Source organism: Buttiauxella gaviniae ATCC 51604 (assembly GCF_001654835.1).
Classification (GTDB): domain Bacteria; phylum Pseudomonadota; class Gammaproteobacteria; order Enterobacterales; family Enterobacteriaceae; genus Buttiauxella; species Buttiauxella gaviniae.
The window spans coordinates 1-24,094 of record NZ_LXEP01000045.1 but is presented as its reverse complement, the minus strand read 5'-3'; the positions used below and the strand labels follow the sequence as shown (position 1 = coordinate 24,094).

At 46.8% G+C, this 24,094-nt stretch carries 28 protein-coding genes; 22 read left to right on the top strand and 6 right to left on the bottom strand.

Annotated features, from left to right (window positions below; all coding sequences use genetic code 11):
* Position 1 precedes the first annotated feature (1 nt).
* From M977_RS22220 to ycgZ, 5 genes are all read right to left on the bottom strand, one after another.
* Positions 2 to 1,741 (bottom strand): type I secretion system permease/ATPase, encoded by a 1,740-nt coding sequence (locus M977_RS22220; protein ID WP_064518927.1) that lies wholly within the window; start codon positions 1,739 to 1,741, stop codon positions 2 to 4.
* A 10-nt stretch (positions 1,742 to 1,751) separates the two neighbouring features.
* Positions 1,752 to 7,076, bottom strand: a complete 5,325-nt coding sequence (locus M977_RS22215) for a peroxidase family protein (RefSeq protein ID WP_064518924.1) — start codon at positions 7,074 to 7,076, stop codon at positions 1,752 to 1,754.
* A 1,078-nt stretch (positions 7,077 to 8,154) separates the two neighbouring features.
* Positions 8,155 to 8,433 (bottom strand): biofilm development regulator YmgB/AriR family protein, encoded by a 279-nt coding sequence (locus M977_RS22210; protein ID WP_034455564.1) that lies wholly within the window; start codon positions 8,431 to 8,433, stop codon positions 8,155 to 8,157.
* Positions 8,434 to 8,470: 37 nt separating this feature from the next.
* Complete coding sequence (locus M977_RS22205; protein ID WP_064518923.1) at positions 8,471 to 8,794, bottom strand: hypothetical protein; 324 nt, start codon at positions 8,792 to 8,794, stop codon at positions 8,471 to 8,473.
* Between the two features lie 169 nt (positions 8,795 to 8,963).
* A complete protein-coding gene (ycgZ, locus tag M977_RS22200) occupies positions 8,964 to 9,203 on the bottom strand; it encodes a regulatory protein YcgZ (protein WP_064518920.1) in 240 nt (79 codons plus the stop codon).
* Positions 9,204 to 9,548: 345 nt separating this feature from the next.
* Between ycgZ and M977_RS22195 the strand changes: the two genes are divergently transcribed.
* From M977_RS22195 to M977_RS22085, 22 genes are all read left to right on the top strand, one after another.
* Complete coding sequence (locus M977_RS22195; RefSeq protein WP_064519041.1) at positions 9,549 to 10,769, top strand: diguanylate phosphodiesterase; 1,221 nt, start codon at positions 9,549 to 9,551, stop codon at positions 10,767 to 10,769.
* An 89-nt stretch (positions 10,770 to 10,858) separates the two neighbouring features.
* Positions 10,859 to 11,599 carry a MerR family transcriptional regulator gene (locus tag M977_RS22190; protein WP_064518919.1) on the top strand — a complete coding sequence of 247 codons (741 nt, stop codon included), beginning with the start codon at positions 10,859 to 10,861 and terminating at the stop codon, positions 11,597 to 11,599.
* 91 nt (positions 11,600 to 11,690) lie between these two features.
* A complete protein-coding gene (locus tag M977_RS22185) occupies positions 11,691 to 11,918 on the top strand; it encodes a hypothetical protein (protein WP_064518918.1) in 228 nt (75 codons plus the stop codon).
* Between the two features lie 523 nt (positions 11,919 to 12,441).
* Positions 12,442 to 12,963 (top strand): hypothetical protein, encoded by a 522-nt coding sequence (locus M977_RS22175; RefSeq protein ID WP_064518916.1) that lies wholly within the window; start codon positions 12,442 to 12,444, stop codon positions 12,961 to 12,963.
* Between the two features lie 7 nt (positions 12,964 to 12,970).
* A complete protein-coding gene (locus M977_RS22170; protein WP_064518915.1) occupies positions 12,971 to 13,693 on the top strand; it encodes a polysaccharide deacetylase family protein in 723 nt (240 codons plus the stop codon).
* An 11-nt stretch (positions 13,694 to 13,704) separates the two neighbouring features.
* Positions 13,705 to 13,962, top strand: a complete 258-nt coding sequence (locus M977_RS22165) for a helix-turn-helix domain-containing protein (RefSeq protein ID WP_064518914.1) — start codon at positions 13,705 to 13,707, stop codon at positions 13,960 to 13,962.
* Positions 13,963 to 14,029: 67 nt separating this feature from the next.
* Positions 14,030 to 14,293: a hypothetical protein gene (locus tag M977_RS22160; protein ID WP_064518913.1), complete on the top strand. Its 264-nt coding sequence runs from the start codon at positions 14,030 to 14,032 to the stop codon at positions 14,291 to 14,293.
* Positions 14,280 to 14,639, top strand: coding sequence for a hypothetical protein (locus M977_RS22155; protein ID WP_064518912.1), 360 nt, complete (start codon positions 14,280 to 14,282; stop codon positions 14,637 to 14,639). The genes M977_RS22160 and M977_RS22155 overlap by 14 nt, the downstream gene beginning before the upstream one ends.
* Positions 14,640 to 14,772: 133 nt before the next feature.
* Positions 14,773 to 15,438 (top strand): hypothetical protein, encoded by a 666-nt coding sequence (locus M977_RS22150; protein WP_157092112.1) that lies wholly within the window; start codon positions 14,773 to 14,775, stop codon positions 15,436 to 15,438.
* Positions 15,428 to 16,303, top strand: a complete 876-nt coding sequence (locus tag M977_RS22145; protein ID WP_064518910.1) for a site-specific integrase — start codon at positions 15,428 to 15,430, stop codon at positions 16,301 to 16,303. Before M977_RS22150 ends, M977_RS22145 begins: the two co-directional genes overlap by 11 nt.
* Positions 16,303 to 16,560, top strand: a complete 258-nt coding sequence (locus M977_RS22140) for a hypothetical protein (RefSeq protein WP_064518909.1) — start codon at positions 16,303 to 16,305, stop codon at positions 16,558 to 16,560. Before M977_RS22145 ends, M977_RS22140 begins: the two co-directional genes overlap by 1 nt.
* Positions 16,561 to 17,637: 1,077 nt before the next feature.
* Complete coding sequence (locus M977_RS22135) at positions 17,638 to 18,591, top strand: hypothetical protein (protein ID WP_064518908.1); 954 nt, start codon at positions 17,638 to 17,640, stop codon at positions 18,589 to 18,591.
* The gene (locus tag M977_RS22130; RefSeq protein ID WP_064518907.1) at positions 18,588 to 19,298 is read left to right on the top strand and encodes a hypothetical protein; all 711 of its coding nucleotides are present in this window, start codon (positions 18,588 to 18,590) and stop codon (positions 19,296 to 19,298) included. Before M977_RS22135 ends, M977_RS22130 begins: the two co-directional genes overlap by 4 nt.
* A gap of 10 nt (positions 19,299 to 19,308) precedes the next feature.
* Positions 19,309 to 19,686, top strand: coding sequence for a hypothetical protein (locus M977_RS22125; RefSeq protein WP_064518906.1), 378 nt, complete (start codon positions 19,309 to 19,311; stop codon positions 19,684 to 19,686).
* Positions 19,683 to 19,901, top strand: coding sequence for a hypothetical protein (locus M977_RS22120; protein ID WP_064518905.1), 219 nt, complete (start codon positions 19,683 to 19,685; stop codon positions 19,899 to 19,901). Before M977_RS22125 ends, M977_RS22120 begins: the two co-directional genes overlap by 4 nt.
* Positions 19,901 to 20,248 carry a contractile injection system sheath initiator gene (locus M977_RS22115; RefSeq protein WP_064518904.1) on the top strand — a complete coding sequence of 116 codons (348 nt, stop codon included), beginning with the start codon at positions 19,901 to 19,903 and terminating at the stop codon, positions 20,246 to 20,248. Before M977_RS22120 ends, M977_RS22115 begins: the two co-directional genes overlap by 1 nt.
* Entirely contained in the window at positions 20,235 to 21,644 is a 1,410-nt protein-coding gene (locus M977_RS22110; RefSeq protein ID WP_064518903.1) for a baseplate J/gp47 family protein, read from the top strand. The genes M977_RS22115 and M977_RS22110 overlap by 14 nt, the downstream gene beginning before the upstream one ends.
* Positions 21,641 to 22,399, top strand: a complete 759-nt coding sequence (locus M977_RS22105) for a hypothetical protein (RefSeq protein ID WP_245163532.1) — start codon at positions 21,641 to 21,643, stop codon at positions 22,397 to 22,399. The genes M977_RS22110 and M977_RS22105 overlap by 4 nt, the downstream gene beginning before the upstream one ends.
* The gene (locus tag M977_RS22100; protein ID WP_064518901.1) at positions 22,392 to 22,625 is read left to right on the top strand and encodes a hypothetical protein; all 234 of its coding nucleotides are present in this window, start codon (positions 22,392 to 22,394) and stop codon (positions 22,623 to 22,625) included. Before M977_RS22105 ends, M977_RS22100 begins: the two co-directional genes overlap by 8 nt.
* Positions 22,622 to 22,858, top strand: coding sequence for a hypothetical protein (locus M977_RS22095; protein ID WP_064518900.1), 237 nt, complete (start codon positions 22,622 to 22,624; stop codon positions 22,856 to 22,858). Before M977_RS22100 ends, M977_RS22095 begins: the two co-directional genes overlap by 4 nt.
* Complete coding sequence (locus tag M977_RS22090) at positions 22,858 to 23,490, top strand: hypothetical protein (protein WP_064518899.1); 633 nt, start codon at positions 22,858 to 22,860, stop codon at positions 23,488 to 23,490. The genes M977_RS22095 and M977_RS22090 overlap by 1 nt, the downstream gene beginning before the upstream one ends.
* A gap of 84 nt (positions 23,491 to 23,574) precedes the next feature.
* Positions 23,575 to 23,844 carry a hypothetical protein gene (locus M977_RS22085; RefSeq protein WP_064518898.1) on the top strand — a complete coding sequence of 90 codons (270 nt, stop codon included), beginning with the start codon at positions 23,575 to 23,577 and terminating at the stop codon, positions 23,842 to 23,844.
* Between the two features lie 48 nt (positions 23,845 to 23,892).
* On the opposite strand, the gene M977_RS22080 is transcribed toward M977_RS22085, so the two are convergent.
* A partial coding sequence (locus tag M977_RS22080; RefSeq protein WP_167351115.1) for a tail fiber assembly protein occupies positions 23,893 to 24,094 on the bottom strand: 202 nt, incomplete at its 5' end.

Genomic DNA, 24,094 nt, shown 5'->3' with positions numbered 1-24,094 from the left:
CTCAGGCCTCTCGTTGCTGTTCAGTACTCGATGAAGAGGAGGTCGCTACCGGTTTTAATATATTGGCCTGCCTTAGATTGGCAAAAACTTGGTCGCGGGTGCCGAACTCTTGCATGGCTCCGTCATTGAGTAATAAGACTTTATTGACTACACCGAGCAGCGTCGGGCGGTGCGAGATAATGACAGTGGTTTGGCCTTGCGTACGCAAGGTATTAATCGCTTTAACGAGAGCAAACTCACCCGCATCATCCAGATTAGCGTTTGGCTCATCCAGCACGATGAATGCAGGATTGTTATAGACCGCGCGTGCCAGCCCAACACGTTGCCTTTGCCCTCCGGACAATTGGTGTCCGCCTGCACCCAGAGGCGTGTCGTAGCCTTGGGGAAGACGTAAGATCATGTCGTGCACGCCAGCCAAAGTTGCGGCAGCAACGATAAGTTCGCTGTCGTTTTCGGCAAAGCGGGCGATATTTTGCGCGATGCTGCCGTCGAATAATTCAACATCTTGCGGGAGATAACCGATGGATGGGCCAAGCAACTCTTTATCCCACTGGCAAATATCTGCACCATCAAGGCGAACCTTACCGGATAGAGGTTTCCAGACGCCGACCAGCAGCTTCGCAAGTGAGGTTTTCCCTGATGCCGAAGGGCCAATAATACCCAGCACTTCACCTTTCTCGAGTTGAAATGAGATATTACGTAGCAGTGGAGCATGTTGGCCTGGTGCTGCGGCAAAAATACTTTCAACACTGATATTTCCTTTCGGACGCGGCAGGGTCAGAACCTCTTTTGGTGCCGGGTACTCCTTCAGCAGTGTTGATATCTGATGCCATGCACTACGAAATTGCACAAACTGCTTCCAGCTTCCGATGATTTGTTCTACCGGATTAAGCACGCGCCCAAGAATGATAGAAGCGGCAATCATCAGCCCTGGGGTAATTTGGCCTCCGATCACCAGTAAGGCCCCGGCACCCAGCGCAACAGATTGCAGCAGCACACGCACAAAGCGGCTTAAACTGTTTAATCCGGCCGTTTTATCGGCAATCTGAGTTTGTAATACCAGCACTTTGTCATGCTGCTCCCCCCAGTGGAGTTTTAGGGTGGAAAGCATTCCCATCGCTTCTATTGTGTCGGAGTTTTGTAATTGCTTATTGAGTTTGCTGGCGTTATTGATAGTTAACGCATGTGCTTGCTGAATAGGGCGTTTGGTCGAAAATTCAGAAACCAGGGTCAGGATAAATAATATTGTTATTCCTGCCAAAGAGAGGTACCCCAACAGCGGGTGGACAAGAAAGGCAATAAATAAATATATCGGTGTCCAGGGGATATCCAGCAGCGCAAATAAACTACTGCCGGAAAGAAACTGCCGAATTTGATCCAGTTCGGCTAACGCCTGAGCAGGGTTACTATCGCCTGTAGCAACTTTTCGTTTAAATGCAGCATTAAAGACTAACTTATTCATTTTGACATCGAGCCGGTTGCCAAGCCTAATCATGACGCTTGAACGGGCCGATTCAATCATCGCAATAACGATGTATATGCCGACAATAAGTAACGTCAACATCAATAAAGTCGTCGTGTTTTTACTGACCAAAACACGGTCATAGACCTGTAGCATATATATTGCCGGCGCCAGCATAAGCATGTTAATTACACAACTAAAAAACAACAGCATTATAAAGGTCGGTTTAGTACCCTTTAATGCACTCTTCAGTTCTGTTGGCGTATGCTGGCGCGACATAGTCTTCTCCTTACGCAATCAGTGAGTTATTGCCATTATTAGCGGCAAAGGTTGATGGTAATTCGAGAATGAAATCACCAATATTAACGGTGGTTGAGTTCACGCCGACTAAAGTAATGACATCAGCACCAACAGTAACGACGGTATTACCGTTGTTTCCCGTAATTGCGACATTGCTGTTAAAACTACCCGAAGTAATACCTAACAAACTTAAATCGAGGTAGTCCTGCCCGCCAACGGCGTTACTATCAAAACCAGTGATGCGGTCTTGCCCAAAGCTTGCGCTGAAAGCGAAGATGTCATTACCGGTGCCGCCGTCCATTGCATCATTACCCGTTTGTCCGTTGAGGATATCGTTGCCTATGCTGCCAGAAAGAACATCAGCACCTGCTCCACCAATCATCACGTCGTTGCCAATCCCACCCTGGAGGTTATCGGCACCATCGCCACCATCAAGGAAGTCATTCCCCAGCCCACCGGTTAATTGGTCATTGCCTCCCATTCCAAACAAAAAGTCATTCCCGTTGCCGCCAGTAATGGTGTTGGCAATAGCATTCCCGGTACCGATGAAGCTGCCCTGGCCGGTAAACACCAGTTCTTCAATGTTATCGGTCAAGTCGTAGCTTGCGAGGCTGGTTCGGACAATATCTGTCCCGGCATTGAGACCTTCGATAACGATGTCGCCAGCGTTATCAACGATATAGGTATCATTTCCGGCACCGCCGGCCATGCTATCTGCTCCCAGACCACCATCGAGATCATCGTTGCCAGCATCCCCTTGCAAGATATCTTGTCCCGCTTCACCTAACAGGCTGTCATTGCCTGCACCACCAACCAACAAATCGTCACCCGCACGTCCAAGCAGGGTATCGTTGCCGCCTTCACCACGAAGGATGTCACTCCATGCGGTGCCGATGAGAGTGTTACCAGCGTTAGATCCAATAATAAGATCGCCAACAGGCTGGGTAGTGGCAGATGTGAGGACAACAGGGGCGTTTCCTTCATCATCTGTGACTGTCACCACCACTTGTAGAGTCCTGCCAACCATCGCCTGAGCCGGAGTGAAGGTGGCCGCTGTGGCACCAACAATATTCACAAACCCGGTCGCAGTGCTCATTCTCCATTGATAATTAAAGTTACCGCCGCTCAACCCGTCCGCATCAGCAATACCCGAGACAACAGCAGTAAGTGTCACACTTTCGGTAGGTGTCAGGTCATTAATCACCGGGGCACCCGTAGTCGGCTGGTCGCGCACCATAACGGCCTGGGTTTGAGCCGAAACCAGGGTTTCAGCATCTCCCATACGGTCATTGAAACTGGCAACCACACGAAGTGGAGCACCCAAAATAGCGCCAGGTACTCTGAACTCCTCACCGACGGTCTGATCACGCCATTGACCATTGGTAAATGCCTGCCATGTCAGCGTGATAGCGGCGTTAGCCGCAATACCGTTGCCATCCTGCAGATTCGCCAGGTTGACTCGCAGGAGGTCGCCAACTTCTGGTGTTGGGTTATCAATGGTGAGATTGCCTGTAGCCTGTTGTGCCGTTACCCACAACTGTTCACCGTTACCAAACTCCACTTTTTCGATGTTCAGCAGGCGGTCAACACCATCATCAAAATTCAATGCGGCGTCGGGGGTAGCATGGTCAACCCGGAGGCTGCCATCTGGCATACGGGTAAAGGCATAGTTGCTACTGACATCGCGGTACACCGCAACGTCGGTTTCAGAGCCATTACCCTCACGCAAGATCTCACGCACTATCGAGAGTTGATCCGGTTTTAAGGTGCCTGCCAGCATGTAAGATTTCAGTTCGTTCATGCTGTCGGCACTGGTGATGCCCGGCATTCCGCTGACCGCAATTCGCACGTTCAGCCACGCGTCGCCATCAATAATGTCGTTGCCCGCTTTACCGGTTATGCGGTCGCTGCCACCGCCACCGAGTAAAATATCGCTGCCATCATCGGGGTTAAGCAACACTGCATTAGGGTCTGCGGAGTGTGCAACACCGAGAATGGCCTGCAGACCGCTAATCCTGTCAGCACCTTCCTGGGTAAGATTATTGGAGAGCGGGGTGCCCAGTACCGGCGCGGTCCCGAGAGGTTGTTCGGTGCCCACTAATATGTCGTTGTGTTTCCAGCCCGATAGCCCCTCAACCAGATCGAAGCGATCCCGCAGGATAAACTCTTGCTGGTTAACGAAAATCGGAATGCCGAGGTCAGAGTTAGCACCATGCGGGTCGCCTTTATGGATTGCCCAGTCGAAACCGGCCATGCCATTGTTGCGCTGAATCCCCGGGCCCTGAACCATGATGTCGTCGCCAGCTTCGCCATCGTAGTCCGTGTCGTTACCCTGGCCGTTGAGCACATCGTGGCCAACGATCGTACTGTTGAAGAACAGCTCGGAGTTTTCACCTGTCAGTGAGTCAAACCCGTCACCGCCTTCCAGCCAATCATCGCCTTCGTTACCAAGCAGGGCGTCAGCGCCGGAGCCACCCAGAACAAAGTCATTGTCCCGCCCAGCAAACACTTCCTGGGCATCTTCGCCAACAACTACAAAATCACTGCCGCTGCCACCGAATACCAGATCGTTACCGTTACCGGAGAAGATGACATCATGACCTGCGTCGCCGTGCAGGAAGTCAGCATCGCCAACTGGTGTGCCGGTGTCGGTAATAATGTCATTACCATCACCACCGTGAACCACATCCGCCTCGTCACCACCATCAAGGCGGTCATCGCCACCATCGCCCCATAGACTGTCGATACCTTTACCGCCGATTAACGTATCGTTACCAGCAGAACCACCGAGTACCACATGCCCATCGCCGGTGTATTTAAGGTAAGCGCCGTCAGCCGCACCATCGCCGTTTACATCCTGAGTGGCAGCGCGCCGTGTCAGCAAAGGCGTTAACAAATCTTTAAGCGGGTTACCCCATTTCGGGTCTATTTCCGTTTGCAGCGCCCGGTTCACTTCGAAAATATGGTCTGGAGTCTGGAACAGGTTAGCGGGCAGGTGAGATGAGCCATTTTCCCCGAGGTCGCTGTTACGCATAACCAGCGCGGAGAATGAGTTGGCTTCCAGCTCATTGAGCATGTTTAGCCCCTGAACTCGACTTAGATAGTAGAAACGGTCGCCGTCTTGTAGCATTTCCATTTGCGTTTCAAAGACAAAGTTGAAGGTAGAACCCAGCATCCCTCCAAACTCGTTCTTACGCTCGGCAAGCCCGCCAATCCAGAAGTCGACCATATTCAGGCCGGACTCTTTAGTGGCCCATGCACCGGTACTGTTGAAGAAATCCATTGCATCGGCAGGCGGTTGGGAAGTGCCATCGCCAAACAGCAAGAAGTTCACCGCATCGCGTTTGCCTTCAATGGTTGTAGCGCCAAGAATCAACTCATGTTGGCCATAGGCAGCCATAAAGTTGATGATGGAAGCCGGGTTTTTCAGGTAAGTCGTGAAGTCGGCCCAACTGGTATAAGGGCGCAGCTCACTGTTGCCGCTGAGTTCAAAGAACTGCTCACGGGCCTGGTTTAGTGTTGGCATTGCCGTATCACGGCCACGAGCAATGTTAAGAGCGCCTAAATCAAGCGGTAACCCGATAAGGTTGTTGCGCAGCGCATCGGTAATAAATTCATCAATTTCGTTACCGACTTGCCTTGTCATACCGCGAACAATCGCGCCAATTGCCTGTTCATCGGAAACCGTGCCACCGTTAATTTCATTAAAGGCGACCGGGTTCAGGAACGCTTCAATCAAGCCAATGTCACCGTTTTGCATATCGATATCGGTACGCGCTACGGTTTCTGTCAGCATCGAGTGGCCAAAGCGGTAAACCACGTGTGCGAACTCAGCAAAGATCAGCGGGTTAATATCTGCCGTGTTGGAGAAGACAAACGGGTCGACAGCAGGCTGTACGGTGCGGGCGAACTCTTCGAAGACCAGGTGCTGATACTGCATCTCTGTGGTGAAACGGCCTGCCTGGAATAAATACTCACCGTTCCAGACCAGGGTGCTTGTATCAGCTGGTAGCTCAGTTATTTGGTGTGCTGGCAACAGCCATTGGTTGATAAGATCGATATCACCCGTTGCCAGCAAGGTAGTTTTATACTCTTCCACCAGACGGTTATGCTCACTGTGGAAGACGGCATGCACCGCGGTTAAACCGATGTTTTCATTGCCGCGCCCATCACCAGTAATGAAGTGGCGGTCGAGAAGCTCGTCATCATAGGTTCCGGCTGCCTGAACACCACCAATCACATCATCATCATCGGCCAACAGCCCGGCTTTTGGCGCCGCGGTGTGGGCAATGTCGTCCAGGAAAGAATGCCCGGTGCGCAGCGTTCCTGGGGGTAGGAAATCACCATTCGCTTCAACCAGCCCGGAAGTGGTAACAATCTGCACTTTGCCGTTTTCACTTAAGATCAAGTTGCCGTAACGGTCAGTAGCCAGCAGCGGAACATTAAACACGTCCTGATCGGTGAGTTTAATACCGAGCATGGTTCCAGCCTGGTTTTTGACATCAGCCCAGGTTGCCAGCCCGCCGTTCGCGCCACCTAATAAATTGCCAGTAGGTTCGGGCTTGCCATCAATCATGACGTATTCGCGAATGAATATCTGATGTGAAGGGTGGGAGGTATAGGTTTGGTTTTGATCGATGAAGGGGGTGGTGAGGTTGACAGTTTCATGGTTAGCATCAACCTTTGCCCTGGTTAATACCATGAAGTTAGTGGACGACCCTTCTACATATAAGGGGTCATCAGGTTGCAGCGGAATAAATACAATACCGTTTCCCTCCTTTGGAATTAGATCCAGACCGTGGTCAAAGAACTGCCCGAATAGTGTCATCCAGCCATTGAAAGCAGGGGACAAACCCACATCCGGAGACAGGTTAGGAATCGACAAGCTACCATTTGCCGATGTGGTTCCTCCTCCTGGGGCATCTTGTAAGCCATTATGCGCTTCGACTGCTGCCGGGTTTGACGCGGTTTGGTCCGATATCAAGTTACTGATAATACGCGGGTCTGCATCAATGACCGTTCCACCGAGTTGGGTATAACTGGTCATGGCATCCGCATCTTGCCAGTTCAACTCGGTTAGTCTTGGCATATTTTGATCGGCGGAACCGTATAGTTCCTGACCCGGAAGAAGGTTATTCCACGAGCCATCTACGGTACGGATACCGTAGGGTAACAACGGGCTGGAAACTAACTCTCGAAGTGCATCGCCGTTAACACTTCCATCTGGGTTTGTCGCTGCTTCAGATATCTTTATCTGCTTGAGAATAAAAGCAAGATCGTGCAGCGTGACAGTAAAGTCATATTGTGAGGCCATAAATAATTACCCCTATCTTTACCTTGAACTAGCTATCATCACTCATACCTGTCGTTATCAAAAAAAGGCAGGAGAATGTACCGTGTGTGTTGAAATGAGTTATCGGGTTGCAATGACGCAACCAAGGTCCATTTTTATATAATTTAAAGTATTGGATACCTTATAAGAGTTATTCTCCCTGCGAAAATAGTTAGCTGAATAAGTTTATTTCCTCGTTCGTAAAAATAAATTTAAGTAAGTTACAGGCAGCCTCGGTCTCTTGAATTTGCAGGTGCATTCAAGGCGGAGGGTTTTAAATATCAATGACTCATATGTATGGTTGAGGTTTTTACCCTATATGACACTTTTGTTATATTTATAACTATGGTTTTTTCTTTGTGTTACTTCTCTCATACTTTTTAATGAGAAAAATAAAATTTGAAACAATTCTGTCGGGCAGTAATCACAATACGTGACTTTCTTAATGAGAGAGTGGTGGTTATCAAGCTTTTCCTTGTTGAGCCAGGTACGAAATACCAACTTACTAAATTGATAAATATCATTATTAAATTACACACCCATGCCTTAGACGTTTAGCGTTTTTCCCAGAATAGCCAAATGATAAAAATTCGCATCATTTATCATGGTAGGAGATATTTTCATTTCTTTACGTTCTGGTTTTATGTCGACAAGGTATTTACGCTGTCTTTTTCATAAATTAACAACGAGGTTAAAATAGCGTGCTAATTAAATATATTATTTATTCGAATCAAAACCAACAACACCTATAGCATTAACGTTGTGTCGGAAAAATAACAATAGCAAGAGGGCTGATACCAACCTATCACACATTTCTGGTGATTTATCAAATTGACTTTATTACGTATTGATTAAAAGAGGGGGTTAATTTTAGAGTCAGCGGTGTGTTAACACTGTGGTGTTGACTGGAGATTCTGCAGTAAATCGATTCCCCGAGCGGAAAATCTTATCCGAATACCGCAAGATTTGCTGTCATCCCGGGGCAGGGATGACAGCATACTTTTCTATTTTCTGAAGCCGATCATTCAAGAGATGTAAAATTGATACTACGGCTTCACGATCAAATATCATCAAAAGTATGGTCAACGACAATCTCAAGGGTTTTACGCACGATGTCGATGGTGACGACATCATCAGTGGATTCGATAGCCTCTATCAAACGTTGAATTATGGCTTTATTAGTTAAATGTCCATCAGTAGCAAGAATGCTGCGTATTACCGCTCCGAGTAATACGGCCTCATCAGCCAGCATGTCGCCAGCGTTACGAAAATATGCGGTCAAAGCTGTGTTTGGCAGGGTGGCATAAATTTCTGATTTATGAAGCGTCATCTGGGTCATTTACTTTCACCATGAGTAAGTTAAGTGTGTAGAGCAGTCAGTGTTTTTTACTGCTGCCAGGATCAGGGCTATCGTCGAATAACGGATATGCCTTGTTTTTTTGTTTTATCGGGCTCTCCATGTCCCACTGCTGTTGACTCGGAAGCGAATTACGTCGCGAAATGCCCAGGCGTTGGTGACTGATATCGGTAATCACATCCGCTATCAGATTTCGCCTCTGTGCATCTCTTTCTGACGCTTCCATTGTTTGCAGTCTCTCAATCAGCGACCGGGTACTGATTGGCCCGTTATCGTAAAGGATTGATAAAACTGCTTCTCCAATCAGTTGATCGATCAGTTGCTCTCTTTTACTTCTGCTCATAACTGCGTCTCTTCTTGCCACCTTGTTTCGTTACCGAAATGTGGCTTGAAATCAGCCCTCACTCAGGAGGTCAGCTGAAGGTTGCCAGGCTTTCTATATTGCCCGAAATAATGCTCCCACAAGTGTTGATCTAAAAAGCCAGTAATTTGCGCTATAAGGCCGTTTGAACTTAACGGTCAAAAAGCAGGCCAATCAAAGTGTGGTAGTGACTCTCTTCTTCAGGACCTGATGCTTCTTCAACCCGACGTAACAATTTTGTACAGATTGCTTTGCGGTTCAAACTGCGTCCGTCGCTCAGGATCTCCACTACGATTTGTCCCAGAGTTTCCTGCTGGGAAGGCAGGGCTGCTTTGGAGAAATATCGGGTGATAGCGTTAGCTGTATCGGGTACGTAGTTGTTCTGTTGCATCAGTCACTCCTGTAAATATGCAGTATCAAATAAATGTACAAATAAAGTTATACAATGATTAAAAAGTTGTACATAGAAAAGTGTAAGGATTTTTCTTAAAAGCTTAAGCATTAAATGCTATACATTTAATATCAATTAGTTAGCGTGATAAGTAGTTTAAACCTGCAACGCTTGATGTATAGGTTCAGCATTTCATGGCTTCAGGCATGGCCAAAACCTGCGAATTTAAGCGTACATATGTTCGTTTATTGTTAATAAGTTATTAATTTTAATGTATTTTAAATGGGTGGTTTGGCAGGTCATCTGCTACTGTAAATGCCTAAACAGCTTTCTATTGGACACAGCATGCTTACTACCATCATTTACCGCAGCCATATCTGTAAAAACGTACCGTTTCACTCGGTTACGGATATGGTTGCTGCTGCAAATGTTAAAAATGACCAGGCCGACGTGACTGGCATACTGCTGTTCAACGGCACGCATTTCTTTCAGATGATTGAAGGCCCGGAAGAGACCGTTTTAAGTATTTACCAACATATTTGCCAGGATAAGCGCCACTACAATATTGTTGAGTTGCTTTGTGATTACGCTCCCGCGCGGCGGTTTGGAAAGACGGGGATGGAACTCTTTGATTTAAGAGAGTACGACAGGGATGAAGTGCTACAAGCTGTGCTGGATAAAGGGACCTCGAAGTACCAGCTATTTTACAACGACCGTGCGCTTAAGTTTTTGCGGACATTTATTGAAGCCACTGAAAAAGAAAACTATTTTGAAATTCCGCCTGCAGATTCTTGGGTGTTTATACCCGATAAAAAAGGGGCTCATATCGAATCGGTTGTTGCTGATAACACGGCAGATTGCAGTTTTGCTTTCCAGCCTATGGTTGACCCGTTTGCTCAGAAAATCTTGTCCACTGAAGCTTTGCTGCGCACACCAGGCGGAGATTCTACAGCCACCTATTTTGCTGGCTTAAGCGGTAAGGCACTCTACGAAGCGGACCTTAATAGCAAGAAAGTCGCCTTTGCGATGGCGAGTTCGCTCAAGCTTGGCGAGCAGTCTATTTCCGTTAATTTGTTACCCATGACGCTTGTGATGATTCCTGATGCGGTTGATTTCTTGTTAAGAGAGATTCAGACAAATGGACTTGTTCCGGAGCAGGTAACCGTAGAGTTTACTGAGAGCGAGGTGATATCGCGCATCGAGGAGTTCACCGATGGAATCAGGCAACTGAAAGCGGCAGGGATAAGTGTTGCGATAGACCACTTTGGCGCCGGATTTGGTGGGCTTTTGTTGCTGTCACAGTTTCAGCCAGACAGAATTAAAATTAACCGAGCGCTGATTAATGATGTTCATAAAAGCGGCCCGCGGCAGGCAATCATCCAGGCCATTATCAAATGCTGCGCATCGCTTGAGATATCCATTTCGGCGGTTGGAGTGGAGAAGGCAGAGGAGTGGATGTGGCTGGAGTCAGCCGGAATCTCGCATTTTCAGGGCAACTTGTTTGCCCGTGCCCAACTAAGTGGCATATCCGCCGTCGCCTGGCCTGAAAGGAAAGCAGATCTCTAATTCAGGTTGTACAATGTAAAAAAGGTTGTACAACCAGCACGGAGTCGTTAGTTTCGACATGGACGTATTAAGCTCACAACGAGGGATTAATGACCTTATACAGTATCGGTGAAGTTGCCGAACGATGCGCAATCAACCCTGTCACGCTGCGTGCGTGGCAACGCCGTTATGGATTATTCAAGCCGCAACGCAGTGAAGGCGGGCATCGGCAGTTTGATGACGAAGATATCCTGCGCATTGAAGAGATTAAACGCCTGATAAAAAGTGGCGTGTCCGTAGGGAAGGTTAAAGCATTGCTGGAAGCGAGTCAGACGACGACTCTTGACCATGAAGCATGGCGGTCGCAGCAGGATGAAGTGATGACTGTACTGCGCCTTGTACAACCCGCAAAACTCCGCACAAAAATTGCAGATTTAGGTCAAGTATTTGCTGTTGATACCCTCATAGACCATGTTTTTATCCCGGTACGTCAGTGTCTTGGCCTGGATAAAAATACCGCAAGGGCAATGATTAGCCTTCTTGATGGGTTGCTGATTGAGTATGTAATCCAGCGCCTCGCTGACTCTCGAAACAAAGAAGGTAAAGACACATTACTGATTGGCTGGGAAAGCGAGGATAGAATCCGTCTTTGGCTCGAGGCCTGGCGTCTTTCACAACATGGCTGGCGTCCTGATGTGCTGGCTGATCCTCTTGAGTCACCTCGACCGGAGTTATTTCCAGGCCAGCATATTTTTGTCTGGACAGGGAAGGTACTAACTATGCGTCAACAGGAACAACTGGAACACTGGCAGAAACAAGGGTTTGCCATTAAGTTTCATTCAGGTCAGTAACCAAATCGTGAGCTATGACCCTGTATAAAAACGCGGAACGTGGTTAATAGATAGCTTCGCCCGAGTTTAGGCTTAGCTAACAGGATGCAATATGGAAAATTACGCGAACAAAAGCGGCGATTCACAAGTTGTCAGTTTCCAGATTGATACCAACTCGATCAAAGTCCGTTTTAAAAATAATCACGTGTATCTCTACGATCTTCGCCATCCAGGACCTGAACACCTGGAAAAGATGAAAGAGTTAGCTCGAGCTGGATGGGGCCTGAATACTTATATAGAAAGCGAAGTAAAATCCGATTACTCATCAAAAGTGTTTTAGCACGCAATACGGAACTGTGGATGGCTGCCAGTCAGCTACTTCAGTTCCGTTTTGTTTCCAGGCTGTCCACCATGGGCGATGGCATGCGAATCTGGTAAAAGGCGAGGAGAGTTAGCGTGGTGAGTTCTGAGATGGTATCGAGTTTGTATCCTGATATTCAATTTAACATAATATACATTCTCCCAGGTCATGACGAAGTAGCCATATAGAATTTGGTGAATGTCATGGCCTTTTTTGGCGTTAAGTTAAGCAGCGCGAGCACTGTAAGAAGCGTTGTTAATGCGTTAAATCTAATTTGTTGCCGCATGGGTGAGGGGGATAACATCGCTCACCTTTACGGCGACGAAGTCTCTGAGATAAGTCCCCGTCAAAATGTTCAGGATTTACCTGAGCGCACTGCAAAAATCCTCTCTGAAATATCACGGAAAGGGCTATTTTTTCACGTAGCCCCGCGTGGTCATATCCATGGCATTTTCATTGTTTCCCACCCAAAAATTCTCAATAAAAGCGCGTGAGGTGATTTATGCGGAATCTTTCTCTGGTTTTTACTCAGGCTTGGAAATCAGCCAAAAGCGGTGCAAAGGTTTTTGGTGGGAAAATTAGTGAGTATCTGCCCGAAGCATTGCGCATGGCCCATGCCGCCAATCGTCGAAATGTAACGGCTAAAGATTTAGTGAAGATTATGCTAGGGCGTGAACTTACCATTAAAAAAATTAAAGAAGAGGTTAATGCTAAGTTCAAAGAACAGACGGATAAGAACATCGCTCGGCGAATCTGGAATATGTTTAGATCGCCTTATGCCCACATCGAAAAAATAAAATGCCCGACGACGCGGAGATGTTCTTACATTTTGAAACGCGTAGATAAAAACTTTTACACAACAAGCTCAATTCTTCGCGCTTTAAAGATGGAGTCAAAGGCAGCCCCAAAATGGGTTAAGCCGCCATTGCCGATGTCAGCAGAAGAAATTAATACTTGCCGTCTGGCTAATGCATTCCATAGAGCATTAACGACAGGTGTATTTGTCGCACCACAATTAGCATGAGATAAAAATGAGTAAAAAAATGCAGGTTGTCCAGTTCCGTGCAGATGCAGGTGTTTACCGCCGCGCACAGGAGCGCTCTGATGAATGTGGTGTTAAATTCAATGATGCCATGAGAGCGGCGCTATACGCGGTTGCTGAGGGTGATGTGTCGCAACTCTCAGGTCTTATTTGTAGTTCGGATAGCGGCGAAGGTGAGGTAAATCGCGAGTGGTTGTATCGCCGCTGTCATGATTTATTTGAATATAAAGACGGTAAATTAATTAGAAAATATGGAAGTGGTAGGCCTAGCGCTGAAGGGCTGGTTGCTACGAGAAATCGAGGTGGTGAAGATTGTATTTTAATGCACGGAAAGCATTATCCGATTAAAGATATTATTTGGTTAATGCATTACGGCATTATTAGCGGTGAGGTTGCATATAAAAACCCAACCAGAATTAATGATAAACACACAATAGAAAACCTCTATCTCATACCTATTGAGAAAAAGGAAATTTTCATTAAAGAAAAATTAAAACGATCTGACAAGATCGCATTTGTAGCTGGAAAACTACGGGCTTTATTTATTAATGCTTGTGGTGATGCTGACACTATAAAAGCAATTGACCAATTAATTAACAATGGTGAAACGATACCAATCATTTTGGAGGGTGAGGATAACTGGGCTGCATACAGAACGGCAATCCATGCCTCAAAGATAAATGATGGTCAATACGTTATTAGCATGAGTTGAAGGAGGGTAATGTGTCTAAAGAAAAATTGAAGCAAGTCATTGCTGAAAAAAGACGTATGACCATTGGTCAAATTACTGACCTGCTTATCAGTGGTGATTTGCGCCGTGAGTTAGGAATGGATAAGACGGAATTTGCAGAGCTTGTTTCGGCAATGCGTGCCACGATAAGAAGAATAGAGGGTTTTGAGTCAACACCTCGAATGGGTTTAATTTTTAAAACTGCCTCCACATTGCGTATAAGCATTCAATTCCCTGAATGCGGTAATTGAATAGCAAGAGAATACTCACCAATTAAAACTATTAACCGCCGTAATTAATTAAAAGCGCGGGGGATTTATGCGCCGATACATCATCACAGATAGCGATATTTATACGGCATTTCAGCGTTGGGCTGTGCCGGGATTAAAAGAACAAAAAATGCAAACCAGTTTCATTCGTGAGGCGTTATGTCGACTGCATCCAGACAAAGCGATTTTGCAATATGACGTGAGGGTAAAACTTAAAAATATGGCAAAGCGTGGGTTGATTAAGGAAATCCGCTTAACACCAAACTCAACTATCTGGATGCTAATAAAGGGAGATCCAAATGGGCGAAATTAAGACCAAACGAGAATCACGCAGACTTTCAAGCACCTTGATTGATACCGGGCTGGAGTTGGTGGCTAAAAGAAGTGAAATCGAAGGAGTAAGTAAGGACACAGCAAAGCGCCACGCTGCCGCTATACGTGGCGTGGTGCATGCGCTTGGTGGTACTCGCTCTAGGGTAATTAAACCCGGCTCATGGGTTGCTCTTTATGCTCGTAGTGATTCCACATCAACGGTAATCAGCAATATGAAGTTTGCCGCCGTCATTTTTGAGTGGGCTGGCTGTCAGCAGTATGAAGATTCGAAATTTTACTCGGATATCGCCATTGCGATCCGCACAGCTTTAGCTGTCAGGGGATAACTTAAATGTACGATTTGCCAGGCACTGGAACGTTTCTTGTTTTAGCCGTTATTTGCGGTGTGGTTGGCTGGGGAGTGATTGAGTTCATTCTTTGGTTGTTTTCATTTGTGCATATCAGCTTTGGGGCATGAACATGACTAAAAATACTTTCGACCCACCATCAAGGGATGCAATGGATAAGGGAATAGAAGCGCTGATTGCTCGATTGAATGAGCGTTACGGCCCTACAGAAGTGCCAAAATGCCGTTTATGCGCAGGGCAGTTATCTCTGCAACGCTCCGGGCGTGAAGGCAATGTGTGGGCTTGTTCTGGTCAAATTGATGATGAACACGGCTGGCACTATGCGCCCGGCCGAGATATTGCCGATACGCATTACCAAGAATCGCAGTGGTATGACTACAGCGGCGGCGGTGACTCTGACGTAATGGAACTGATAGCGGAGCTGGAGCAGGCGCAGAAGGATCGAGAAAACTGGCGTATGAGCTTTGATAACGAACGACTCCGCGCAGATAAGTTGGCGTCAGAGCAGGCTAAGACTTATGAGCGCATCGCGTACCTGGAAAAGACTCTGCGTAGTACAGAAGAAACACTGATAGCAGCAGGTGACCAAATCTCAGAACTCGAAGCTGCACCGCCAGCACCGATAGTCGCTGAAAATTTTGATGCCTGGTTCAGAATGGTGATGCGGCCTGCTATGGAGTTCAGCGGAATTAAAGATGCTGAGCAGAAGATGGTTTATAGCTCAACACAATTAGCGTGGAATGCCGCAGTGCTGAATGGTGGTAGTGATGCTAAGTGATTTACTGGTAATGGTAGACCGCCGCGCACAAGCGGTAAATTTGCGAGAAAAGACCATCATCAATGAGCGTCATGCCGTGCGAATGCTTGAGCCGGTTTTGTCGTTGGGGGTTCGCGCTGCCAGCGTTTCGGATATTTGGGTGCGATATGCAGACAGATGCATTGATGATGGGTTGGCGGCTTCCACTGTTCGCCAGCGCATAGATTGTGTTGCTGCCGTTGTTGCCTGGGTGATTCATGCTGATATTAAATTTAAACCTGCCGCGCCGGGTTCGCTGGGTAGAATGCTGGATGCCATGCGTACCGCTGCCAGAGCGATTGGGAAACGAATCAAGCGCTACAAAGCGTTGAGCAAACCAGCGCGCGTAAGTGTGGATGAGTATGCCGCCGTGGTACATGAAATTGAGTCACTGCGAGAGCCTTACCGTAGTACGGTTCGGATGATGCTGTGCTTTGGCCTGAGAGCCTCTGAAACATTGTCGCTGTCGTCTAAATCATTAATATCCAGCGGTAGATTATTTATCCCAGACCGTGTGACAAAAAACCACTCTGATTTGTTATTGCCCATACCAATTAAATACATCCCACTAATTGAGCAGTGGCTGAGCGTGATAGGTGAGTCGGAAATTAAATACAACACGCTTGTAACTACCATCTCACGCGCTGGGATTAAATGGCGCTGCCACGATATGCGTAAATTATTTAGAACGTGCGCCGCTATACGTGGTGAGGATTATCTTGCAACAGAATTAATACTCAACCATGCAGTTAAAGATGTTCCGAGTGTTTATTTGCAAACACCACCTTATTCAGCAATGAGAAAAGCTTTAACAAACTCAATAGAAGAATATTTACAGGTGAAATAATGGCAGAGTCAGTAATAAAAGATAACGCGGTAATGCATCAAAAGAAGTACCCGAAGGGATGTTTATTTAAATCACTACAGCTACGAACCAGCATGAGAGATATGCCGTTTATTTACCGTGTAGAGATGATTAGTAAAACAAATGACAGCGTCACAATGGGTTTCAGGAAGTCACCAGGCGAAGCGGAAAGGCTTTATAATGATATAGCCTCATTAAGTCCGTCAGAGATTGAGTCTGCATTTGGAAGCATGGCGTAGCAAACCAGTAAAAGAACCAACCCGGCAAATGCCGGGTTTTTTTATACCTGAAATCTGGCCCGACTCAAACCATGTAAAAAAATGGTTAAAATTCAATTAACATAACGGCAACAGGAAGTAGGTTAAAAATGTTAAAAGATTAGTTAAATTACTGTTTGTGGATAATTATTTGAGGAACATAAATAAATATGGTTGTGTGTGACAAATGTCAAATTACCAACAAATAATGCTGATATTTATTTAATCCAATAAAATCATATGGTTAATTATTTTGGTTAATTTGTAATCATAAGTTGGTCGTTTTTTAACGTCAATACCTTGCGTTTTGCCGTCATGAGAAATTAAAAAAATAAGAGGGTGGATTTATCCAACGAACTCAATGGGATGCGTAAGTGAGGCAAACGGATATATAAGGTTGGACACGTAAAAAAAATAGACCAGAATAGGGTGAGGTTAGACCATTAAATGCCATTTTATGAATTTATGTTTCAGACGGAAACAAAGCCGGACAAAGCCATCATCTAAATAATCAAGAGAAATCAAATGGATGTGCTTGATTGCGGTGATAGCAGCCTTCCTTTTTACCGGAAATGTTTCTATACACTCATCTGACCAGTATTTGCAACGTATTGACACGCCATATTTTTAAATAGCGGTGGAAGTGAAAGCTAACGTAAGAGATCGGGGGCTGAGAGTTTTAATTTAGCCGGGGTTGTTTCATGCCGCAGTCGGTAAGGGGTAATCATTATTTTGCTTAAAAATTAAATGGTCAAATATTTGACCATTCGTCTAACGTGTCTCTGTTACATTTGAAATTGCGATATGCAGCCCGCAACAAATATCACAAAGAAGATACATTTCTATTGGCACGATAATTGTTATCCACATTAGTTATCAGTCTCGATGCGGCTTAGAGGTGATATTGACCACTAACCAAAATCATGCAGGTAGGTTATTAGCGCTACTTTATCCACAGATTTAACCTTGCACTAAATAGTGACACGTTACCGCTTGCAGCATTTCTGTAAATAGAATGACCGATGCCTTTAAATCACCTTTATAACGGGAGGTGAATTTATGGCTTATGGTCGCCAGTTTGAGATAACCATTAACTGCACAGATGGAGAGACGATCCACATAACAGACGTGGACGTTGATTTTTCGTCTGTTCGAGACGATGAAAAAGAACCCAATGAAGCAGACCTGACGCTTTGGGGTTTGACGGCGCAGACGCAAAACGCCATTGCACAGGCAGGCTCAACGGTCAGTGTAGCGGCTGGCTATATAGATGAAGGAATGTTTACCCTGTTTCAGGGTGAGCTAATAAGCGCTGTGACCATCAAGCCCAATGAAGTTTATGGGCTAAAGCTAAAGCTATACGAGGCGTTGATTCCTTTCCGCGCCAGTGTCACATCTCGCACGTTCAAAAAAGGGCAGTCATTAAAAGAAGCTGCCGCGCTAGTTGCCTCCGATATGGGATTGGGTTGTCAGGTATCAAAAGCCGCTGCCGGATTAACGCTTACGAAAAACATCAGCGCAGCGGCATTGTCGCGTGACGTTCTCACAAGCCTGTGTCGCCCGGTTGATGCTAACTGGTCACTTCAATATCAATCAGTGCTTGTTACTGCTGGTGACTCCATTGTTTCTGGTGCAGCGATGTTTTCGCCTACCTCCGGTTTGCTGGGTGCTCCTTTACTGAAAATCCACTCACCAAAGCGCACGAAGAAAAAGAACCCTTCCGAAAAAGAGAAAATCCAGAAGAAGCACGAAAAGAGCATTACTACATACCAATGGCCCCCAAAGGGATCGCAAGTTGATTATTCAAAAGGCGCACGCCGCCAAATGGGGGTTATTGAAGCAATCACTTGGGATTCGTTATTGCGTGGTGGTGTGGATATTGGCGAACAAGTAGAGCTTTCATCCCCGTCAATGGGCGAAGGATGGATGATTATCGTTAAAAAGATATCCCACAAATTCAGCACGCGTGACCGCCAGACATGGACAACTTCATGGGAAGGGGTGATTGCATGAGGGCGGGCAGTCAGATTGCAGCCATTGTTGAGCAATCGCTTAATTCGGCGCTGTTCGCACTCGAGGCAAAGATTGTCTCTGTTAAGGCTGGTCGCGCCACAGTTCAGCCACTTCCGAAGCGCACCTTTGGTGATAACCCAGAACCAATCGAATACCCACTTGTTGAGGGCGTTCGTCTTGTTTCTTTGGTCTGGGATGAAGGTAAATCAGGTATTAGCGGTCGTGTTAAGCCCGGAGATGAATGCCTGTTGGTTGCGCTTTCGCACGGTGATGGGGATGAACCAGACCATAAAACCATATCAGGCGGTGTTGCATTCTGCGGATTTTCAGACAAGGCAATTCATCAGATGCCTGATGGTGCTGGACTTCGCGTATTCAGTGGTAGCGCCTTTATTGAATGGGATGACAACCACATCAAGGCCGCAACGGGCGGCGGTGCCGTGCTGAAAATGGAAGGTGATAAGGCTTCTTTGATTGCCCCCGGTGGCGTAGATGTGACCGCGCCAATGACCACGATAAATGGAGATTTAACGCTAACTGGCGCCATCACACAAGGCGCTGGCGGTGGTGGTAATGCCTCATTCGGAGGCAATGTTTCTGTAACAGGAACCAGCGAAGCGGCTGACCACATCAGTGCCGGAAAATCCGGTAAATCACACACACATATAGAACAGGGCGACGGTAAACCAACGGGCCCGCCACAGTAGGAAATAAACCATGAAATTAAATGACCAGGCGGCACAAATTGCGCTTATGAACGGTGGCTTTCTGATGGCTGGTGATTACACCACCAGCATAAGCCAAGGTGAAGTCATTAACGTCACCGAGCGTACAGGATTGGTTGTAGACAAGGTTGAATGCATCGCTTTGATTAACGCACCGTTATCTATGGTGCTTGCCACTTGCAGAGAGAGCAAAGACCAATACCTGCCGTTTTACAATGAGTTGGCTTTTGAATTGCCGCATCAGGCTGCTATGGCGCAAATGCTCAATGATGCTGGTGAGGGTTTTGACCTTGATGATTTACTGGATATTGAATCACTGGATGCTGCGGTGACTGTTGTTCACGTCGAAAGATGGTTACACAGCGAATGAATATCTCAACCAAGCAGTATCTGGATGGGCTAACGGGCAAATTTATGTCCAGAGAGATTCCAAAGCCCGGCGATAAATTAACCCTTGTCATGCCCACTTGCCGTGGGCGTCGTCACTTGCCAGTTGGTGAGGTTGAAAGCGTGATGAAAATTGGCTCAGGGCAATGTCTAGTGATGGTTAAAGAGTTGGCGAAGGTCGAGGGGATGAATTACTGATGCTGGACATAATGCAGGATGATGACGGCGTGCTTATGCGCAATGGTGATTTTGTGCTGGATGGTGGTCTGGATGGTATTGCGCAGCAAGCTGAAATCCGCGTTTCCACCAATCGCGGTGAATGGTGGCTTGATGAAACGCAGGGTTTGCCGTGGCTGTCTGGCATTCTTGCGTCAAAACTCCCAGCATCAATCGTTTCCAACATGATTAACGCCGAGGCGCGACGAACTGTAGGCGTAACTGATGCCAAAACAACCAATATCAATGACGTTAAGGGTGATTACGCGATCCTCTTTACCATTTACGTTGGCCCAGAAAGCGCGGAGGTAACTAGTGGAATTAGTTAATTCAAGTGGATGGCATGGTGCCAGATTGCCGGAGTTGCGCGGTGATAAATATGAAAAATTAAAGGGTGCCCTAGGTGATGTTAGCCCGGATGGTGACTCGTTAATAGGGCAGACTATCGCCATTGTCGCGGAAGATGATTTGAACATCATTGAGGCTATAGGGTGGGTGTTTGCCGGATTCTTTATCTCAATGGGCGCGGGTGCGCAACTCGACGGGATGGGTGAGCGTTTCAATTTACCTCGTCACGGATTAACGCGATCTTCTGCTTACGTCATTTACCTTTTGCAGCCACATCAAACGATAAGTTCAGGTGATACGTTCACCATAACGGGCAGTGGTGGCGATTGGTCGCCGAATAACGACATTAAGGAGAATGGCAAAACAGCGGCAGGGTATGTGCTTAAGGTAAAGCCAGCAGCCATTACATCAGGCAATACTTTTACCATCACGATATCTGGCAAGCCCTATTCAACGCAGTATCAGACTGGGGATACGTCCGATTCCATAATCACGCGTCTACATGCCGACATAACGACGCGAGAATCATCGCTGACAACCTACAGCACTGCCTACGGCCCTATGCTCTATGTTGCAGACGGTCGCTCTCAGGCACAGTTCTCTTTTGCTGATGATGTATTTGAGATAGTGCGTGCTGGTATACCTGCAACAGCCTGGTATCAAAGTGATACTGAGTTTCCGTCTGTCCTGTTTGGCTATGTCGCTACTGATGACATTCTGGTGTTATCAAATGGCCTGAAAGGTTTTCTGATTGAAGATGACGAGCCATACCGTGAACGAATTCAAGCAGCAGCGGCAGCGGGGCGTGTAAATATCAGTTCGTCGCGTCCAGGTGTCAGGAATGCGGTGCTGGCTGTTAGCGGTGTAACTTACGCTTCCGTTGAAGTGAATAGAGGGTTCGCAACTAACGCAGCAGGTATACCAGGAAAATCCATACAGGTGTTTGTGGCAGGTGGTTCGGACAATGCCATAGCTCAGGCTATTTATGATGCTGCATCGGCTGAATGTGGTTTTTACGGTGATATTTCTGGTACTGCCACGGATGGAGCGATAACCGAAACTGTTCACTTTAGCCGTCAAAGTTTCCAGCTTGTATATGTATCCGTTTCGGGGGCTGCATGGGATGCAGAAACCACAGGTCAGCCAGCGGATTTTGTAAGCGTGGCAAAAAACACCATCGCTGCATATTTTTCGCAATTGGAAGTGGGGCGTGATGTTTTTTCCGGGCAAATATACGCTCGTTTGCTAACCGCATTTTCAACGCTGACAGATGTTTCCGTAAAAGTAGGCACGGCAGCGTCACCAACGGGTAATAAAGTATCTGTTGGTAGTGGGATTATTGCTGTGACAGACGCAAACTCTGTAGAGGTGTCATGATGGATCCGGTAATCAAAAGCCCTGAAACGTTGGCTAAGGAAAGATTCACATCAAAAGTGCGCAAACAGCGCAATATTGACCTTGTTGCCGGGCTGAAATCCAGCAATGCGGATATGGTATCTGCAATAAATTTCCTCAAAACGGGCTATTCGCTCTCTGATTCAAAAGGTGTGTTGCTCGATGCATGGGGCGAGCAGTTCAGTGTTAAGCGTGATGGTCGTGACGATGATAGTTACAGGAGCGCATTGCAGCAGGAAATGGGCAATCAGTCTGTTTCAGCGCAATCTCGCCCAAGTATTGGCGCTTTTATGCGGCAGGTTTACAGCCTCACCTGGTTAACGCTGGATAAAGTCGGGCTGACCACTGGCGCAGTGGGGGCGGCGTTTAACCGTGTTCCATTTCGTACCATATTTGTGCAATGTGGGGCTATAGCTCCTGATATCGAATTACCAGAATCACTGGTTTCATCTGCATTCGCTGGTGATATTTACAGTGCAGCCACTTCACCAAATACCACGTTAACCCATCATGCCCCCATGTTTCCCGGTAATGCTTTCCCTTGCGTCTGGGGCGGTATTAAGTATGAAAGAACCCAAAAAACAGTTATGGCAACAGCAACAAAGGGGATTCGTGTCACGGGGAATCAATCCCTACTAACGCGCATTACTGGAACCAAAACCCAGCAAGGTATTGAGATGATTGAGCCTTTTAATACGCTCGTAACTGTTAAGCAAATGAAGGTGATAAATGGATAGTTGGGCCAATACTGACAAAACATACAACGGGCAAGGTGGGGCTGATGTCCCAAATAAGCAGGAGCCTTCACAAGAATTACAGGCTACTGGCTTTGCGCCCACCTATTTTGATGCTCAGGGTAATCTGGCGTTCGGCGATGGCATCAGTGCGCAGGTGATGAATTTCATTCTTAATGACTTGTACAAAAAATATCAGGACTTGCTAACCAGGGCGAATAAGCCATGAATAGCTTTGCGCATATCGACAGCACTTACCCTGTTAGTGGTACTGCATATGCCAGTAAAAAACAGCCATCGACCACCACGCAAACAAATGGATTTAAACCAACTTATATTGATGGTGCTGGCGTGCTGGTGCGTGGCGATCCGGTAGAGGTGGCAGAGCTAAATTATATCTTCAATGACCTGTATGAACAGGCAGCTAACATTGACCGTATTTTGACGGCTAAGGGTAAGTAATGGCATTAACACAGGACGAACTGGTTGCTATATCCGACCTTGATAAAGCAGTGATTAATGACGCAGCGGTGGTGCCAGATTGGGTGTTGCCAGCAGAGGTTAGGGGGAGTGCTGCACCGATTAACGGTATTCCATACCCACAGCACACCATAGACATGTTTGGAGGGTTGTTGGCGGGGCAATGGTCGCTTAAGTTTCAGAACCCCTTACAGCGTGTTGTGTGCGATTTAGAGATATTTCACGGTGAGAATGCGCCAAGCCTAACACCGCCTGATTTATTGGCATTACAGCTTACTGTTACTGGTTTCGATAAAGCTGTTATTTTTTGTCCGGCAAAAACAGCCACGGATACAGCGCCAGCAAGCTTCTTTGGGTTGACAGTATCCGGGGTGACGCCCGTATATAAATTGGGTGGCAAGCGTCGCTTTCTGGAGCATTCCGGGCTGGTGGTGATTCCGCTGACTATTATCCTGCTTTCAACGCAGCCATTAACGAGTCAGGAGACAAGCCGCGCATTATCAGTGACGCTTAAGCGCAAAAATGAAACGCAGATGAATACCGCGCCGATTATCAGCGGCATGGTGTACAGCAACCCGTTGCCGTCAGCGCGTGATATCGCACAGGCAACTTGACCGCTCAAAATTAAAAAAGTCATTCCGTTAATTTGTGCAAACATATCCCCGCTTTGTTACTAACATTTCGGGGATTTGTCTTTTATGAAAATGACAACACGCAAAAAGCCCATGTTCAAAGAGTTCTACGCGAATGGAATTTTCACAAGAGTGGTGGCTGTAAGGGGGGATTCAGGTCGATGGAGTTTATTCGGTGTTCACCGCTCTGCTGATGCTGCAATATTTGTTGAAGCTGCGAGAGGCGGGATTCGTGAGTGGTCAGGACTCAATCATCTGGGTGAATTTTGCGATTCAATCGGAATAACGCTGTGGGAAGTGCATCATAAAGGTGCAAAGAAGGAAATTGCAGCATGAAAAAACGGCCTCACACTTGAGGCCGTAAAGAGATTCTATCAAAGGTTCCTATTCTGGTTTTTCAGGCCACTCTGGTTTTGATGTATCAACTCGCATCAGCATGACGCGGTATTTTTTCCATGCGGCCAAATCTGCTTTTTCCACATCAGAGGCAATATCAGCATCAACAGCATCCTGACGCCAGGTAATTTCTGTATCTGCCACGGCCTTGAGCATTGCTCTTTTATTTTTAACCTGTTGTTCCAGCTCT